This window comes from Psychrobacillus sp. FSL H8-0483, assembly GCF_038637725.1.
Classification (GTDB): domain Bacteria; phylum Bacillota; class Bacilli; order Bacillales_A; family Planococcaceae; genus Psychrobacillus.
Window position 1 is genome coordinate 3,581,680 of sequence record NZ_CP152052.1, and the last position, 18,220, is coordinate 3,599,899.

An 18,220-nucleotide genomic window follows, 5' to 3' on the forward strand; every position below is an offset into this window, starting at 1 on the left:
AGAAGAACGCTATTAGCGCACTTAAAAGCAAAACCTGTTCTCAGACGTTTCCGGATGACTTTGGAGTAAGACTCTAGCTACACCATTACCGCGCGATTTTTAGGAGAGGAGGATCGGAGGATCGTAACTAGCGTCACGATCCTCCTCTCCTTTTTGGTAATCTTATGGCTTTCGTCTTTCCGTCACCCTCCTGCAACTTTATGCAACATGTTAGTACTCTTCTGGATAATCAGAGAATTAATTCTATCCTACTTATAATAAAAGCTCCCGAAGATGTAATTTCGGGAGCTTTTTCGCTGCTAAATAAATTGGATGCTAACTATTTTTCTGTCATATGCTCTGGTTTCAATTATGAGTTTGTTGATTGAAGCGGCAGGCGGCGACTCCAACGGGATGAGTGAGACAGATAAGACAACACAAAATTACGCATAGTTGCTGGGTTGGCTTATCGCTCACCTTGCGGAAAGCGTCCGCCTATAGCGGAAAACAAGGATTGGCGATTACAATTAATCCACTACAAAATATCTCGCATCTGGATGAGCGAATACGATTGCTGAAACAGATGCTTCTGGTTCCATCATGAATCCTTCTGTTAACTGTACGCCAATATCTTCCGGTCTTAACAAGCCAAATAATTTTGTTTGGTCCTCTAGATTTGGACAAGCTGGGTATCCAAAGGAGAATCGTTGCCCTTGATATTTGGCTGCGAAACGTTCTCGCATCGTAAAGTCTGTTGCGTCAGGGAAGCCCCACTGATCTCGAATCTCTTGGTGAATTCGTTCCGCATATCCTTCTGCCACTTCTAGGGCAGTAGCCTGTAATGCATGACTTTCTAAAAACTTTCCTTGTTCTTTTAGTTTAGTTGCTTCGGCACGAACGCCATGACCCGCAGTTACTTGCATAAATGCTACGTAGTCCATTTCACCACTTGCCACGGACTTCAAGTAATCAGCAAGGCATAGGAATGGTTCTGCTGATTGCCGCGGAAATGTGAAACGCTCAATTTCAGTTTTAGAATCTGCCGGATCATAAATAATTACATCGTCTCCATCCGATTGTGCCGGGAAAAATTGATACATCCCTCGTGGTTTTAAAATACCTGAAGTTAAGAATCCTGTTACTAATTCATGAAGTTCTGTTGCACGATCATCCCCCTCATCTAATAACTTCTCACTGTACCCTTTTAACCCTAAATGATGCCCGATTAGTGTTCGCATATTTACATACGGATGAAGATGAGCAACTGAATAATCTTTCTGCACATGTCGACGAAGATCCTTCGGTTGGTAAACCTGGACATCCTCTCGGACAGTTTTCACTGGTTTCTCTAAAACAGCAACCGCTTGCTTGGACGCGCGATTAGCCTCTGCCACTTTTCGTTTTTCTTGCTGTACATCGAGTTCCTGTAATAAAACCACTTTATCTTCCTCATTTTGCAAACGATTTGCAAGATCAAGTCCTTGCATCGCATCTTTTGCATACAGCACTGGACCATCATATTCCGCAGAAATTTTAGTTTCAGTAAATCTCCTAGAAAGAGCTGCTCCCCCTACAAGAATCGGAACGTCAATACCCGCTTCTTTAAAATCCTGTGCTGTAATAACCATTTGCTGCGCCGATTTAACGAGCAACCCGGACAAGCCTATGATATCAGGCTTTTCTTTCCGAATTACTTCGATTAGCGTAGCAGGCGTTACTTTAATTCCAACGTCAATCACTTTATATCCGTTGTTACTTAAAATGATATCCACCAAATTTTTCCCTATATCATGTACATCGCCTTTTACAGTTGCTAGCACGATTTTCCCTTTACCAGAGTCATCTTCTTTTTTCTCCATATATTGCTCTAAATGGGCAACAGATGCTTTCATGACACCCGCACTTTGAAGTACTTCTGCAACAATTAGTTGATTGTCATTAAATAGACGCCCCACTTCGGACATCCCTTCCATTAATGGTCCATTGATGACTTCCAGAGGAGTTTCATACATTTGAAGTGCAGCTTCCAAATCAGGAATCAACCCCTCTTTTGTTCCTTCGATAATATAATAAGCAAGACGCTCAGGAACCGTTTTTGGAATATCATCTTCTGTCTTTTCTTTCTTTTTATCTCGATAAAAGTCTGTAAAATCAGCAAGAGTTTGGTCCGTCGTTGTGAATAAAAGCTCATTCGCCATTTCCACTTCTTGTTTCGGGATAGACGCAAATCGTTCCAATTTCTCTGTATTCACAATCGCATAATCAAGTCCCGCTTGTGTACAGTGGTATAGATAAACCGCATTTAATACTTCACGTCCTACTGGAGGAAGTCCAAATGATACATTACTTACGCCAAGAATCGTTAAGGTACGTGGCATCTTTTCTTTTATTAATCGAATACCTTCAATCGTTTCTACTGCCGAACCAATGTATTGTTGATCCCCCGTACCTACTGGAAATACTAATGGATCAAAAATAATATCTTCTGGCGCAAGTCCCCATTTGTTTACAAGCAAATCATACGAACGTTCTGCAATTTCGAGCTTGCGCTCACGTGTAACAGCCATTCCAACTTCATCAATCGTTCCGACTACTACTGCTGCTCCATACTTTTTCACAAGGGGCATAACCGCGTCGAATCGTTCTTCTCCGTCCTCTAAATTAATCGAGTTGATAATTGTTTTTCCTTGTGAATATTTCAATGCTTCTTCAATAACATTTTCATCCGTCGAATCAATGACAAGTGGCACTTTCACTTTTTTTACGACTTCTTTCATGAAATGTGTCATATCCTCCAGCTCATCTCGGTCTGGGTTTGCAAGACAAATATCAATTACATGTGCCCCACCTTTTACTTGGGCACGCGCAATTTCAGAAGCTTCTTCAAATTTCCCATCTACAATCAATCGTTTAAACTTCCTAGACCCAATAACATTGGTACGTTCTCCAATAAATAAAGGACGCATCGATTCATCATATTGAAGGGGTTCAATTCCAGACACAACATGGCCATGACCTGCTTCTGCTCGTTTGCGTGGTGCAAGGTCTTTCACTGCTTCGCGAACTGCTTGGATATGTGCAGGAGTTGTTCCACAGCATCCACCGACTACATTTAGCCAGCCTTTTTCTGCAAAGCCTCTTAGTTTTTTAGAGAGCGATTCCGGTGACTCATGATAATGCCCTTCTTCGTCAGGTAACCCTGCATTCGGATAACAGCTTACATAACCTTCTGATAGCTCCGAAAGGGAACGAATATGATCCGTCATAAATTCAGGGCCAGTTGCACAATTCAATCCAACAGAAAGTGGCTTAATATGCTCAATGGAAATGTAGAAGGCTTCGATGCTTTGACCAGCGAGCGTCGTTCCCATTGGCTCGATTGTGCCCGAAATCATAATAGGAAGTTCTTTTCCCGTTTCTTCAAATGCCTGTTTTATTCCGATTGTAGCAGCTTTCACATTCAGCATATCCTGACTCGTTTCTAGTAAGATAACATCGGATCCACCTTCGACTAAAGCTTTTGCTTGCACGTAAAAGTCATGCGTTAATTCATCAAACGTAATTCCACCAGTGACTGATAATGTTTTCGTCGTTGGTCCAATTGCTCCAGCTACAAAACGCGGCCATTCTGGTGTAGAAAGTTCTTCAGTACACTTCTTCGCAAGTTGCGCTGCGCGAAGGTTAATATCACGTGCCTGATCACCTAGATTGTACTCATTCAACACGACTGGAGTTCCACCAAATGTATTTGTACAGATGATATCAGCACCAGCTTCTAAGTATTCCCGATGAATTTGTTCAATAACATTTGGATTTATAATGTTCAAATATTCATTACAACCGTCGTATTCTTCTCCACCGAAATCTTCTGGGGAAAGGTTGGCATTTTGAATCATCGTACCCATCGCACCATCGATAATAAGTATTCTATTTTGAAGCTGCTGCTCAATTAGATGTTTGGACATAACTGTTTTCTCTCGCTTTCTTTTCATCAAACTCTTTAATATAGCGAATCAATTCCAGTGACATATCGTATCGGAAAAACGGCGTAATGATGTAAATACCATTAAATAATTCTGCAGCAGTATCGATTAGTTCTTTCGCGATTTGTATACCCTCCGCAGTCGCGCGCTCTCTATCTTCGCCACATAAGCGCATACGTTCCAGCACTTCGTCTGATAATTTAATACCAGGCACTTCATTATGCAAGAACTCCGAATTACGGCTATTCGTGAGCGGCATAATGCCAATGAAAATAGGTGTAGATAGATGGTTGGTTGCTTCATATATTTCATGCAATTTCTCTTTTGTATAAACAGGCTGCGTGATGAAATAATCTGCTCCACATTCTATTTTTTTCTCCAGTCGCTTGACAGCACGATCGAGTATGCGAACATTTGGATTGAAAGCTGCTGCAACGGAGAAGTTTGCTTTTTTTCGAAGCGATTTTCCCGAGAATGAAATACCTTCATTTAGCTGTTTAATTAATTGAAGCAACTCTAAGCTGGAGACATCATAAACACTTGTTGCACCTGGGAAATCTCCAATTTTTGTTGGATCGCCAGTTACAGCCAGTATGTCATGGATGCCAAGTGCATCAAGCCCCATTAAATGTGATTGCAAGCCAATCAAGTTGCGGTCACGACAAGTAATATGTGCAAGTGGACGAATATTATTTTGCAGCTTTAGCATGGATCCCATTGCCATATTGCTAATTCGCGGAGAAGCTAGTGAATTATCCGCCATCGTGACTGCGTCAATTCCAGCGGCATAAAGCTTGTCGGCCCCTTCCATGAAAGTAGATGTATCCAAATGTCGGGGCGTATCCAGTTCAACAATAATCGTTCTTTCCGTCTTCGCTTTTTCGTGGAGTGGCTGATTGATTGTTGGCTCTGCTTCTTGAATAACAATGGCTGTTTTCGACTTTACGATTTTATTTGTAATCGGAGGTAAATTACCGATTCTTTTTTTCACCGCTTCTATATGTTTTGGTGTCGTCCCGCAGCATCCACCGATTAAACGGACACCTGCTTCCCTTAGGTATAATGCTGCTTTACCAAAATAATCTGCTTCGGATTCGTATACAATACGTCCATCCTCTATATCGAGCAGACTCGCATTTGGATAAGCAGAAAGAAACGCTTTTTCAGGGAGCGTGACCGCTTCAAACGCTTGGATTGTATGATGAGGTCCTAATCGGCAATTGACTCCTACAATGTCGGCCCCAATTGCTGCTAGCTGATGCAAGGCTTCATTTAGCGATAAGCCATTTTGCAAGATACCTGGCTCATGCATCGATACTTGGGCAATGATTGGCGTATCCGTCATCTTGCGCAAATACGTCACAGTGGTCGTTAGCTCCTCCAAATCATAGTACGTCTCTAACAGTAAACCATCTGGATTTCCCGATAAAAGTTGAGTTGCTTGCTGGTCAAGCGTTGCAATAATTTCACTGATGGAGGCATCACTCTTACGTATTCCTCGGATGCCACCGATCGTCCCAAGCACAAATTGTCCTCCTGGTGCAGCAGCTCTCTTCGCAATTTGCATCGCCGCTTCATTGATTTCTTTCACTTGATGCTCTAACCCGTATCGCGCCAACTTAATCGCATTCGCTCCATATGTATTCGTTTGGATAATATCTGCTCCTGCAGCGATATAATCTTGATGAATCTTCTCTACAATCTCAGGTTTCTGTATGTTTAATTCTTCATTACAATAATCAATTCCGTATGAATAAAGCAGCGTCCCCATTGCTCCGTCTGCAGTTAACATATTTGTTTGCAATTTCTCTAACAATCCCATTCGCTCTCATCCTCTCTAAAATACAAAAAAAGCCTTCTATGAAAAAGAAGGCTTTACGAGTATGCAAAATTCGTACCTTCTCATCTTTCAGACCATAATATGTCTGCTGGATTTAGCACCTGACCATTCGGCTGGTTGCTGAAGCTTCAAAGGGCCAGTCCCTCAGCTTCTCTTGATAAGAATTCACTATTCAGTTTTTTATTATTAGGATTATACTACCTTTCTTCAACTAAAGCGTCAAGATGTGTTTCGAATCTTCTAGATATTCAGATTAGAGGTGAGAAGATTATCCTATTGTTATTGGTTATTATCCGATTCTTTTATTTATTATCCGATTTTCATGGGTAATCATCCGATTATGATTGTTTATTATCCGATAATCTTACTTTATTATCCGATTCACCTATTTAAGTCCCAATTCCACTTATAAAGTGTATTTCTTTTTGCTGATCCCTCTCTCATAAGCTCCATTGAATTCAATATACGTGAAACAGATTGGAAAGATTCCAACTTCAAAAAATATCGACACTGCCGATTATTAATACTCTCCCCAACTAATACAAACCATTCCCAAATCGCTTTCTCGTGAGCGAGTCGTTCCACATAACCACACCTCAAACAGTTCCAGCCATTTTTCCTTTTCACCATTCCTAACTTTTCACACTTCTCACAACAAACCCCAGTCAGCAAATCATTCGGGTGGATGCCCCATCGACCACACATAGGATAAGGAAAATACGATTGATGGCTAGCCACCATTTTCTCTGCTAACTCATGCATTTCATCCACCTCTAAACACATTTTCTCTCGAGTAATATTCCTCAGAAACACAGGAATCGTTTGATGAAGTATTGTAGGGTAGTTAACAGATGACTCAACTACCAATACCTTTGCGTTCGTCAATACAATCACACCATAAATAGGAATCCTCACTCCGCGTACTTGCAACCAGTCATCGAGCAAACATATATTGCGCTCCATTTGTCCCTCTGGACTTTCAAACACATCCACTTTCCCCTCATCATTTTCTCGTTCTAGCTGCAAAGGATTTTGCTTAAAACGCAATCTTCCACCTATATTTTTACTCTCTAAAATAACCGCATAATACTGCGTAACAAATACTGTATCAATCTGAAACTTTCCATACGATTCTAAACTTATATCATGCAACACCACGTACTCAAACGGAAAGGAATACTTCTGAAACACCCCGTCCACTCGCACTTCCCCGTGAATTCCAGCCTTCGCCATATGCATTTTCGAATGAATCAAATCCTTCATGCCGTGCATTTCTGGCAATCGTCTTTCTAACAACTTTAAACCAATATAACTGTACTCATTCGAACGTGTTTTCACTATCAATAAACCACCCCCATTCGCATCGTATCACATGAACAATAAATGTAAATTCCACTAAAACACCGACAATTCCATTTCCATAATAAAAAAAGGACCAAAATTATATTTTGGCCCCAAATTTGCATTCACAATTAAATTCTTACATTCTTTCAGCTATTAACTCAGCCGTTTCTTTCCCATTTTTAATACAAGCTCCTATACCTACCCCATAATAGGAACATCCTGCAAGCATTACGTGAGGAAACAGTGAATCCATTTTCTCGTTCAACGATTTAATTGCTTCGCCATGCTCTAAATGATAGTTTGGCATTAGATCATTCCATTTCGTTACTTCTACCACTTGGGGTTTACCATTTAGCTTCAAACTCTTTTCGATATCTTGTAAAGCCACTTCTACTAGCTCGTCCTCGCTCATATGCTTCATGCCTTCATACGCGGGATTAGTGCTCTTATAAAACATACGCACAAGTAAATGACTGTTTTTGGATGTGTGCTTCCATTTACGACTTGTCCATGTGCATGCATTACATTTCACATCGCTATTTTCAGAAACAATAAAACCTGTTCCCTCCGCAGGGAGCTGTTCATCTGGAATATCAAATCCCAAATAAATACTAATAAGTGACGAGTTTTTTAGCTTATTAAAATCGTTATCTAATTCCTCATTTTGCAATATTGCTTGCGCAACATTATGTGGAGTAGTTAACACTATGTAGTCTGCTTCAATGTACGCATCGCTAGATAATGATACTTCGTAAGTTGTCCCCTTCTTCACAATTTTCGTTGTGTGGACTCCTTTTAAAATAGTAGATTCATTCAGTTCTTCTTCCATACGATCGATTAACGTCGAAAGTCCATTTCTAAAAGAGATGAATTTTTTATTCGCAGCAGCCTGAAACTGTGATTTATTTTCACCTAAGCCTTTTATGATACTACCGTATTTGTTTTTATAATCAATTAAGTAAGGTAACGTAGAAGCTATGGTTAGCTTGTCCAGATTCCCAGAATATACGCCGGACAATACTGGAGCAATTTGTTTCGCTACTAATTCTTTTCCTAAAAAATGCTCTAAAAATGAACCAACGGAACTCTCTTTCGTAAAGCTTTCATTTGGTAAATCAAAATCTTTTAATGCTTCCTGTTTTCCAGCCTCAGATACTAATGTGCTGCTATTTAAAGATTCCACACTAGTAGGAATTCCGAATACGGTATCCGCTGGTATTGCGTGTAGCTCATTGTTTGTATAAATATAGGAAATTCCCGTTGCATTATAAACAAGCTCGTCCTGTAGTTGCAGTTCTTCTACCAATGGCATAACGCCTGTATTGCGAGCAACAATAGAATCTGCTCCCACTTCCATGATGAAATCCGCTTCTTTAACAGAGTAAATTTTCCCGCCTAAGTAATCATTGGATTCAACTAAAACCAATTCGACATCTAGTGATTTTTCTATTTTAAGTCTATGTAAATAATGCATAGTGGACAGTCCTGTAATTCCTCCACCTACTACAACTACCTTCTTCAAAATTATCACTCCTTCTATGTAATCAAGAATAACTCACTATCCCTAGTATAAGCAGTAATAAAAATATATAGTATGATTTCTCTCACTCTTCCTATGTATTTCTGCAAAAAATCTCTAATAGTTTTCAGGATTGTCAAATTTCAAGGGTGCTGTCCCTAAAGTCATATAGTGACTGAGAGATGGCCCCTTTTCTAATGTATTGATTTCCGTTCCAGACGGACGCTTTCCGCGGGCATGGCTTCAGTCTCCTCGTCGCGAGCTCCTGCGGGGTCTTCAGCTCACGCTATTCCCGCTGGAGTCGCCGTCTTCCACTACATTCAATTGCTTCCAAAAAAATAGTTATTTTATAAAAAGTATACAAAAAACAGGTGTAGAAAAAGACTCTTTTTTCTACACCTGCTTCAATTTATGGGCTTATTGGACAGCCCCAGTAATCTTTCTAAGTACAGCTCGCACTGGACTGCCATCTGCTCCTTGAATCTTTAACGGCAGGGCAATCAATTCATAATCGCCAGGTTCCACATCTTGGAGTAATAAATTTTCTAGAATATGGACGCCGTGATGATAGAGTGCATAATGGGCAGGTAAGTCTTTATTATCGAGAGAATCAACGGAAGGACGATCCACTCCGATTAAGAAAATACCCTTTTCCTGCAAGAAAGCACCTATATTTTCTTTCAGCACGGGAATGTGACTAGGAAACTGCTCCACACAAACATTAGCAGCAGTTTTTAATAATAAACGCTCCACGCCATCTAACTCAAATCTTTCTAGTTCTTTCCGTCCGATTTCATTAACTCCTATTACATCAAATACTCTAGCACGGCCAATATAAATATTTACGTCGAGCATGTCAATCGTCGGTCCGTCATTATCAAAATGGAACGGGGCATCCGCATGGGTTCCGGTATGCACACTTGTCATGATCCGACCGATATTAACAGAACCAGTCTGTTCTTTTGAAAATGCTATGTCAAATTGAAAGGCTGTATCGCCTGGCCAAGTACCGATTTTATTGGATAAAGGTTGCGATATATCGATCCATTGTTTTTCCATCTATTCACCTCTATAAAGTTGTTCGTAAATCCCATAGCTCTGGAAAAAAACGATGATCGAGGACTTTGCGCAAATAATTAACTCCTGATGAGCCACCTGTCCCAACTTTAAAGCCAATAATACGTTCAACTGTTTTCATATGTCGGAATCGCCATTGCTGGAGCCAATCCTCTACATCCACTAACTTTTCTGCTAATTGATATAAGTCCCAATATTGATCGACATTTCGATATACTTCCTTCCATGCTTCCGCAACGCTCTCATCTCCACCATATGTTATCGAATAATCACGCTTCACTACTTCCGTGTTAAGAGCAAACCCTGCTCTTGCTAATGCTTGTATCGCTACATCGTAAATACTTGGTGCAAGGAATGCTTTTGTTAATTGCTCATGTAGTACTACGTCCTTCTCATAGATTTTAAGAATATGTTTCGTTTTAAAACCGAGGGCAAATTCAATTTGTCGGTATTGAAAAGATTGAAAACCAGATGCTTTTCCCAGCTTGTCTCGAAACTCTAAATATTCAGCAGGTGTCAATGTGGATAACACATCCCATGCTTGAATAATCTGTGTTTGGATTTTCGTAACACGTGCAAGCATTTTAAAAGCCGCTTGCATTTTATTTGATTGTATTGCTTGAATCGCACTAGATAGTTCGTGAAGTATAAGCTTCAACCATAGCTCACTTACTTGGTGAATAATAATGAAAAGCATTTCATCGTGATGTCCAGATAAACGTTTTTGACTAGATAAAATATCGTCTAGACACAGATACTCACCATATGTCATATCATTTCGGAAATCTGTATAGATTCCTTTTTCGCTTTTTAATTTTTCATCCGATTTCGAACTAGACTCCATCAAGTAACCCCTCCTATTTTATGCAATGACGTCTCGCTTGTTTTCATACTTCAGATATGCTTGCTCTTGCATAATCTCTTTTAGAATTTGAATAGTATTCCATACATCTTCAAAGGTGTTATAAAGGGCAACCGGCGCTAAACGAATACCATTCGGCGAGCGAAAATCAGGAATGACATGAAGTTCTTTTAACGCCTTACAAATACGAGCAGCCTCTTTATGCACAATATAAATATGCCCCCCGCGACGATCCTTTTCACCTGGATTTCCAATTGTAAAAAGATAGTCACTCAGCTCTTCTTCTATTAAGAACATCATATAATCTGTCAGTCTTAAGGATTTATCACGAATTTGATCTATCCCAGCTTCCGCAAATATTTGCAGTGATCCGTATAATGGCGCAGCGCTTAAAATATGTGGTGTACCAATCTGATAAGCCCCCGCATTAGATGCTGGTGTCATGTGAATAGACAAATCAAATTGCTTTTCCTTATCCGAACCAAACCAACCTGAAAGGCCAGGTCGTTGTCCAAAATGCTTGCTATTTACATATAAACCCGCAACAGCTCCTGGACCTCCATTTAAATGTTTATAGTTACACCAAAAAGCAAAATCTACATCCCACTCCTGTAACTTATGCGGTACGGAACCAATAGAATGACACAGATCAAAACCTATAAAAATATTTCGTTTATGCGCCTCTTCTGTTAGCAATTCCATATCTAAAACTTGTCCGCTGCGATATTGAACACCAGGTAATACAATAAGTGCAATATCATCTGTCATTGCTTCAATAATATCTTTCTCGTCTAACGTTTCTCCGTCTCTACTTTTGACAAGTTTCAAATGTTCTTCGGGATCATACCCATGCAATACTAACTGACTATTAATCGCATACAAATCAGAGGGGAAATTCAATTCATCTGCCAATATTTTCGTTCGTGTTCCTTTTGGTTTATAGAAACTAGCAATTAACTGATGTAGGTTCGATGTGGTAGAGCCAGTAATTATGACTTCTTCTTTTGTCGCACCCACAAGTGGTGCACACATTTCACTCAACTTTTCGGAAAAATAAAACCAAGGATGCTCTCCTTTCGTCCAACCATCGATACCATATGACTTCCATGACTCCAGCATTGTCAACAGAGTAGTTTCTGCTCTCTTTGACAATAATCCTAACGAATTACCATCCATATAAATAACACCCGGCTGCACATAAAATTCGTTCCGATACTTTTTTAAAATATCCTGTTCATCTAAACTCTTTGCATAGTCCAGCGTATTATTTCGCTCCATAAACTATCATCCCTCACCCAGTAAAATGAATTTTCTTTACTAATATTCTTATGTCAATTAAGTACACATTAGTATAGAGATTCTCTTAGTCTATTTAATGATTCGCTTTCCGCGGAATCTCATGCGTCGCGCTAAATTCTCTTAAATTAAATACTGCTAATAGTTACTACAAAAATACTAATTTCTAGTTTTTCAGTGCCTTCTATTTAGGAAAGTCTATTTTGTGAAGAAAATCCGCGAGACTCCTATGGAATAACGGGTGCCAAGACACCGCTGCAGCCGAGGAGCATAGGCAGTTCATCCGTGGAAATCGAGCGGATTTCCATCCATAACAACATGATTGTTTAACAGTGCCCAAATTAAAATGGGGCTGTCCAATAAGCCCATAAAATGAAGCAGGTGTAGAAAAACGAGTCTTTTTCTACACCTGGTTTTTGTATACTTTTTTTAAAACTACTATTTTTTGTAGGCAATTGATTGTAGTGAAAGACGGCGACTCCAGCGGGAATAGCATGAGCTGAAGGCCCCGCAGGAGCGAAAGCGACGAGGAGACTGAAGCCATGCCCGCGGAAAGCGTCCGTCTGGAACGGAAATCAATACATTGGAAAAGGGACCATCCCTCAGTCAATGTATGACTTTAGGGACAGCCCCATTAGTGCCCATCTAATTAATTTGAAACTTCACTTGAACTACTATTAATAGATATGTCATAAGCAATGAGCGTAACCCCAAGTCTGTCCTCCAGTTCCTTCAGTTCTTGCAGCTGCTCAACATCGAGGTGTGCTATTTTACTTTCTTCCATTTTATTATTCATCCTTTCTTTACTAATTAGTTTGACACTCAAGCTTTGGTCTATACATAAAAAATTCGTATCCACCCTCTATTTAATGTTATGGAGCATTCTATAAAAATTCATTCATTACTTCAATTAGCACCAATAAAAAACAAGGCTAACTCTCATAAAAAAGGAGGTAGCCTTGTTTTTTGTCTATCGTTAAGGATTTGTCGACCATAATCCCGCTGATTTAAGCAGAATGCGTGGATTCATTTTAAGCTGAGCAACCATAAAGTCTGCAATATCTTCCGGCTGCATTACTTTTTCTGGATTGCCATCCGTTAGTTTTAATTCTACCGCCATATCGGTAGCAACCGTGCTTGGAGTTAACGTGCTAACACGGATATTTTGCTTTCTTACTTCGAGCATTAATGACTCACTCAATGCGATAACAGCGGCTTTTGACGCACTATACGCGCTCGTTACAGGAGCACCTTTTTGACCTGCAGTAGATGAAATATTGATGATGTCTCCCGCTTTTCGTTCGATCATTTCAGGTAATACCGCTCTCGTTACATAATAAACACCCATGACGTTTACTTGAATAATTTTCGTCCAATCTTCTGGATCCACCTCAAGAAAGTGACCGAACTTAGATATACCAGCGTTGTTCACTAAAATCTCAATTGAACCAAGCTCCCCGCGAATTTTATTAACAGCAACATTCACGGACTCCATATTGGAAACATCTGCAGTAGCTAATGAAACCTTTACACCAAATTCTTTTAACTCAGCAGCTACTGCTTCTAAATTTTCCATCGTTCTTCCCAACAATCCAACATGAATACCTTCTTTTGCAAATGCTATCGCTGTTGCTCGTCCTATCCCTCGACCTGCTCCAGTTATTAGTGCAGTCTTACCATAAATATTTTGCATATGTATCTCTCTCCTTACTATATAATCCTACATACATATGCTAACCCCACCAAATAATAAAGTATAATAATTTGCTTCCTGCACAAGAAAAAAAACTGACCCTAACACTATTTATAAGTGTTAGCTTCTATCATCGTTCTTCAAGATAATCTACTAATGCTATAATCACACCCAAAGTTATATGAAATATTCCAAATGATCTTCCCCCATCACTAGAAGGTACTAGCAGCGTCTTTAGTATCAATGCAATCCCAAATAAAATCATAGCAATTGCTATTCCCATCGGCCTTGCATATGCACTTGCCTTTTTATTTTTCCTGTTACTAAGAACGAGAGCACCCAATATTATAAGAACATACCCATAGCCATGCATGAGCAAATTTCCTACTGTGCCAAAAGAATCTACTGATAAAGCTGTGAAGAAAATTCCAAAGAAGATTGATAACGAACCCACAAATATTCTCATTCTACCTCCACATAAACACGTTTTTTGATTACTTAATTATCCCATAAATACTTATTAATAACATTTTAAATTTCAGTTTTACATACGATAAAGAAAACTCCTCCACTTTGTGCGTACACACAGTGGAGGAGTTTTTATATGGGAACAAGTTGTTATAGGTTAATACCTCAAGCCATATCCTTTATCAGCAATCGCGTGGGCTAGTGGAATAATCGAAACGGCCAAATCTGCATAGGATACTTCTCGAGCTGGGTTAAATTGATTTTGCTCAGTTGTTAATATTCCCATTGAGTTTGCGATTGCAACATAGCCAGTGTACTCTTTTTGAACTTTATTTGCGTCCGCAAAGTCTAGTTTATAGATACTACTATGTTTCGCCGCTTGCTCAAGTCCTAGAACGCGTATATACCAAGCTGCTAGTTCCTCTTTTGTTACTGGAGATTCTAAATCGAAGGTCTTCTTATCTGGTTTAATAATGCCTGCTTCGACCGCTCGTTCAATTACTTGATACGACGGGTGTTTAGGATCTATATTCTCAAAAGTTTGGTTCATGTTTTCATTTTGATCATTATACATACCTTCATAAAAATAAGTAAGGGAACTCATAATAACTTTTATTGCTTCTCCTTTTGAAACACTAGCATCTCCATTAAAGGCTTTGTTATCTTTAGGTTCTAAGATTTTAGCACTAATGAGGTAATTCAGTTCTTCTTCTGCCCAAGGATGTTTAATCACAATTGGATTTGTCTCTGGATACAAGCTATTCCATTTGCCTGTGTTGGCATCTAAAGAGGCAAAAATATTCTCGTTAAATACAGGTAAATAGACTAAATCATAATGTTGATCTTTTATGTCCTGTTTCATATATTGCAATTTTAAACTTAGTGAATTTTTCAAGATAGCTTTTGCGTCAGCCTCAGAAATGACCTTATCACTTGATGGCCATTTTTCTACCTCTTGATAATTGACATACAGACTGTTTAAAGAACCATCAGCTGCAATACCTACATTTATTTGATCGCCTAATACCATAATGCCGTTCACGACTCTTGGAAAAGTAAGATTATAACTACCTGAATACTCATCAAAATAAGCGTCTTCTACAGGCATCGCATAATTGTGTAGATAAGAAGGAACATATTGTTTTACATATTTAAGCGCTTGAGCGAGGGCCTCCTTTTGAGTAAGAGAGGACTCTTGTTTTGGATTCTCCCCTAGTGGATTTAGAAGCTGGTTCATTACATCATAGTATTGAATAATCTCGCCCGTAAGTTTATTTATTTCCAAGCTCGCCCCAGATCCACCGTTCCCATAGTTAACCATATATCCGATACGAATTACTTCCTGGCCACTAAAATTTTCTACTTCTTCTACAGAATGAATGTTTAATTTAAATTTATCAGATTTTGGTTTAAGAAATTTTTCTGCAATTTTCTTAGCTTCTTCTACAGTAACTCCATTATTTTTGGACGGTAGTGGTTTAGCTGTTATCTTTTCAATTTTTCTCTTTTCAGGAAAGACGGTTGTATACCCATTTGCTGTTAACCACTTCCCTGAAATTGCTTGAACTCCCATCAATTTTGTTGTTGGCAGATAGACAAGCTGAATACGTTGCTCACCCGTTTGGTAATCTGTTTCTATTTGATATTGTAAATCAACAGTAAGGTTTTCCTTTACTTTATCTAATATTACTTTACTCTCTTTTATTTTTTTAATATCCTCAAAAGTGGACGAGTTTTTCTTCACAGGATTCATATATAAACCCACAATTTCACCATTGCCAAGGACAGTTACCTCTACTCTTTGCTCCGCAATGGATACTTTATTTTTCGTACGAGTAAAAGAAAATGAGTAACGGACTGGTTCTGTTAATATTTGTTTCGAATAATAATAGAGGGGATTATTTGATTCTAATTGATATTCTTCCCCGTCAACAATTTTTTTCATGAAACCTTTTGCAATATCCATTGCTTCATCTTTTGAAACCTTTGCAGGAAATAAAGCCTCTTTTTGATTTAGAGGTTGAAAAGAAAAGTGCTCGATTTCTAAATCTTTACCGACAAATACAACATTACCGTTTAATTGCTTTCCATTAATTGTCTTAGAAAAATATAAATCATAACGTACCGTGTCATCGTTAGGGTAAGTGTAACCTCCGCCCATTTGAAAATCACTATTCGATAATTGGTCAAACTTATTAGGAAACAAAGATTTAAGCTTCTTAATTAAATCGGCTTTGGTGAAAACTGTTTCTTTAGAAACCATTTGAATTTGCACTTTTTCAGGTTGCTCCATCACTGTGGTTGAAGTATTTGCATTAGCAATAGAAGCAAACATTCCAAAAGATAAAGCAGAAGAGGTTAAAACAATACCAAATTTCTTTAAAATAACCAAAATAATCCCCCTAAGTTAATAGTACTTGTGTGGTACAGTAAATGCTTTAAATTACGAACTCTAGTTTCATCTATATTTAATACTCTATGAAAATCCCCTTTGGCGCCTAGGGATACCTTCCTTTTACAATGTGTATTAGAATATTACTCTCCACCCTTTCTATTGGAAATTGTAAACAGTTCTATAAATATTATGTTTAATGTAGAGGGAACATGCCTTTTTTCTTCTCATAACGATTGGTAAAAACTTTTAAAGAAACAAAAAGCAGATGACGGAAGTATTGGAGATGGTTTTTAAGTTACTTACTTCTGTTACTATTAGAATAAAAACGAGGTGAGAAAAGTTTCTATTTTGCGTTCTATTCGAAAAATTTATCAGTTTTTTGTAGATGTACCTATTAAAGAAGGAAAAGTTCTGAACGATCGATACGAGGTTTTAAGGGTGATCGGAACCGGAAGCTACGGTATTTTTTACCGCTGTAAGGATTTAAAGACGAACGAAATCAGAGGGCTGAAACAGCTTCGTCCAAGTAAGCATCACAACAAAAAAGAGGTTGCTTTGTTTGAAAATGAAATAGCTGTTTTGCGTTCGACAAATCATAAAAATATGCCAGTATTAATGGATACTTTTTTCAATAACGCGTATTTGTTTTATGTCATGAATTTCATAGAAGGAGACAATCTGGAAGACTTAATATTTCTTAAGAGGGTATCTTTTAATGAGAAAGAGTCTTTACAACTTATTGCTGATCTCCTGAAATTAATCGACTATCTGCACAGCAAGGATATTTACCATGGGGACTTACGTATCCCAAATATTTTACTAAAAGACGGCCAACCTTTTTTGATTGACTTTGGTTTGTCGAAGCAGGGAATCTCCATGGATTCAGCAAGTTCCTACGAGATGAAACAGCAGGACCACTACGATTTAGGAGAAATCCTATTATATTTACTCTATACAACTTACCCTTCCAAAAATAAAAAAGCTCTCCCTTGGACGGAAGAGCTTACGATAAAAAAAGAAACCGTTCATTTGCTGAAAAGACTCCTACAAGTGAAGGAATCTTATTCAACTATTAGCGAAATTTCAGCTGATGTTCAAGCTGCACTTCAAGCAGACGAAAGGCTACATTAGGATTAACTGCTACTTCTCCCCTTGCGTTTGTAGTAGTTACTTCCACTCAGTGGTGATCGCTTATAACTTTTTCTGCTGCTACTGCTACTACGTTTGTAATAACTTCCTCGTCGGTCACTACTGCTACTTCGACGATAATGACCATGTCTTCGCTCGCTGCTACCTTGGGAAAGTTGCTTGATTTGTTTCAATATTTTTTTAAACATTTTACCTCTCCCCATCTTTTTTATTGTGCTCATTCTAACATAGTTTGACGATAAAACTTACTATTCCGTACTTTTTTCATCTTATCGTCCTAATTCTATATGAAAAAGAGAGGAGAATAATTCCCCCTCTCTTTTCTATCGCTTATTACGCTTCTCCTGCTTCATTAAAAGCTCCAGAAACCTTCTCAAATTCCTCGTCACTCTCTATAAAAGATAATTCTCCATCGTTTTCCACTCGGAAAAAGAATACATCAATATCTTCTTCTGACTCTCCTTGTATATCCTCTACAAAACCGACAGCAGCATATTCATCTCCATCGACAGTTAACAATCCTAGCACTTCCATTTCTTGCTCCTGGTCGTTTTCATCTAGCACTGTAATGATTGCACCAACTTCAATTTTCTCCAAATTCTCTTCCATTCCAAT

13 protein-coding genes and 1 riboswitch are annotated in these 18,220 nt (G+C 38.7%); of the genes, 1 reads left to right on the plus strand and 12 read right to left on the minus strand.

Going from position 1 to position 18,220, the window contains the following annotated elements:
* Positions 1-506: 506 nt before the first annotated feature.
* The 11 genes from metH to MHB48_RS17460 form a co-directional block, all read right to left on the minus strand.
* Positions 507-3,944, minus strand: coding sequence for a methionine synthase (gene metH, locus MHB48_RS17410; protein WP_342599147.1), 3,438 nt, complete (start codon positions 3,942-3,944; stop codon positions 507-509).
* On the minus strand, positions 3,925-5,784 hold the full coding sequence (locus MHB48_RS17415) for a bifunctional homocysteine S-methyltransferase/methylenetetrahydrofolate reductase (protein ID WP_342599148.1): 1,860 nt from the start codon (positions 5,782-5,784) through the stop codon (positions 3,925-3,927). Before MHB48_RS17415 ends, metH begins: the two co-directional genes overlap by 20 nt.
* 77 nt (positions 5,785-5,861) lie before the next feature.
* A riboswitch (SAM riboswitch) is annotated at positions 5,862-5,966 on the minus strand.
* Between the two features lie 217 nt (positions 5,967-6,183).
* A complete protein-coding gene (locus MHB48_RS17420) occupies positions 6,184-7,140 on the minus strand; it encodes a nuclease-related domain-containing protein (protein WP_342601420.1) in 957 nt (318 codons plus the stop codon).
* Positions 7,141-7,282: 142 nt separating this feature from the next.
* Positions 7,283-8,668, minus strand: a complete 1,386-nt coding sequence (locus MHB48_RS17425) for a protoporphyrinogen oxidase (RefSeq protein ID WP_342599149.1) — start codon at positions 8,666-8,668, stop codon at positions 7,283-7,285.
* A gap of 414 nt (positions 8,669-9,082) precedes the next feature.
* The gene (gene kynB, locus MHB48_RS17430; RefSeq protein WP_342599150.1) at positions 9,083-9,724 is read right to left on the minus strand and encodes an arylformamidase; all 642 of its coding nucleotides are present in this window, start codon (positions 9,722-9,724) and stop codon (positions 9,083-9,085) included.
* 10 nt (positions 9,725-9,734) lie between these two features.
* A complete protein-coding gene (gene kynA / locus MHB48_RS17435; RefSeq protein ID WP_342599151.1) occupies positions 9,735-10,586 on the minus strand; it encodes a tryptophan 2,3-dioxygenase in 852 nt (283 codons plus the stop codon).
* Positions 10,587-10,604: 18 nt separating this feature from the next.
* Complete coding sequence (kynU, locus tag MHB48_RS17440; RefSeq protein WP_342599152.1) at positions 10,605-11,882, minus strand: kynureninase; 1,278 nt, start codon at positions 11,880-11,882, stop codon at positions 10,605-10,607.
* Between the two features lie 667 nt (positions 11,883-12,549).
* Positions 12,550-12,684 carry a hypothetical protein gene (locus tag MHB48_RS17445; protein ID WP_342599153.1) on the minus strand — a complete coding sequence of 45 codons (135 nt, stop codon included), beginning with the start codon at positions 12,682-12,684 and terminating at the stop codon, positions 12,550-12,552.
* A gap of 192 nt (positions 12,685-12,876) precedes the next feature.
* Entirely contained in the window at positions 12,877-13,593 is a 717-nt protein-coding gene (locus MHB48_RS17450; protein ID WP_342599154.1) for a 3-ketoacyl-ACP reductase, read from the minus strand.
* A 130-nt stretch (positions 13,594-13,723) separates the two neighbouring features.
* On the minus strand, positions 13,724-14,059 hold the full coding sequence (locus MHB48_RS17455) for a hypothetical protein (protein WP_342599155.1): 336 nt from the start codon (positions 14,057-14,059) through the stop codon (positions 13,724-13,726).
* A gap of 159 nt (positions 14,060-14,218) precedes the next feature.
* Entirely contained in the window at positions 14,219-16,453 is a 2,235-nt protein-coding gene (locus MHB48_RS17460; RefSeq protein WP_342599156.1) for an S-layer homology domain-containing protein, read from the minus strand.
* 333 nt (positions 16,454-16,786) lie between these two features.
* On the opposite strand from MHB48_RS17460, the gene MHB48_RS17465 reads away from it, so the two are divergent.
* Positions 16,787-17,587: a protein kinase gene (locus tag MHB48_RS17465; protein ID WP_342599157.1), complete on the plus strand. Its 801-nt coding sequence runs from the start codon at positions 16,787-16,789 to the stop codon at positions 17,585-17,587.
* 351 nt (positions 17,588-17,938) lie between these two features.
* On the opposite strand, the gene MHB48_RS17470 is transcribed toward MHB48_RS17465, so the two are convergent.
* Positions 17,939-18,202 carry a DUF1292 domain-containing protein gene (locus tag MHB48_RS17470; protein ID WP_340925323.1) on the minus strand — a complete coding sequence of 88 codons (264 nt, stop codon included), beginning with the start codon at positions 18,200-18,202 and terminating at the stop codon, positions 17,939-17,941.
* Between the last annotated feature and the right edge of the window lie 18 nt (positions 18,203-18,220).

Bases quoted from the DNA above. Each gene is read 5' to 3' on its own strand.
- kynU (WP_342599152.1), bottom strand. From the start codon at position 11,882: ATGGAGCGAAATAATACGCTGGACTATGCAAAGAGTTTAGATGAACAG.
- MHB48_RS17450 (WP_342599154.1), bottom strand. From the start codon at position 13,593: ATGCAAAATATTTATGGTAAGACTGCACTAATAACTGGAGCAGGTCGA.
- MHB48_RS17445 (WP_342599153.1), bottom strand. From the start codon at position 12,684: ATGGAAGAAAGTAAAATAGCACACCTCGATGTTGAGCAGCTGCAAGAA.
- kynA (WP_342599151.1), bottom strand. From the start codon at position 10,586: ATGGAGTCTAGTTCGAAATCGGATGAAAAATTAAAAAGCGAAAAAGGA.
- kynB (WP_342599150.1), bottom strand. From the start codon at position 9,724: ATGGAAAAACAATGGATCGATATATCGCAACCTTTATCCAATAAAATC.
- MHB48_RS17455 (WP_342599155.1), bottom strand. From the start codon at position 14,059: ATGAGAATATTTGTGGGTTCGTTATCAATCTTCTTTGGAATTTTCTTC.
- MHB48_RS17415 (WP_342599148.1), bottom strand. From the start codon at position 5,784: ATGGGATTGTTAGAGAAATTGCAAACAAATATGTTAACTGCAGACGGA.
- metH (WP_342599147.1), bottom strand. From the start codon at position 3,944: ATGTCCAAACATCTAATTGAGCAGCAGCTTCAAAATAGAATACTTATT.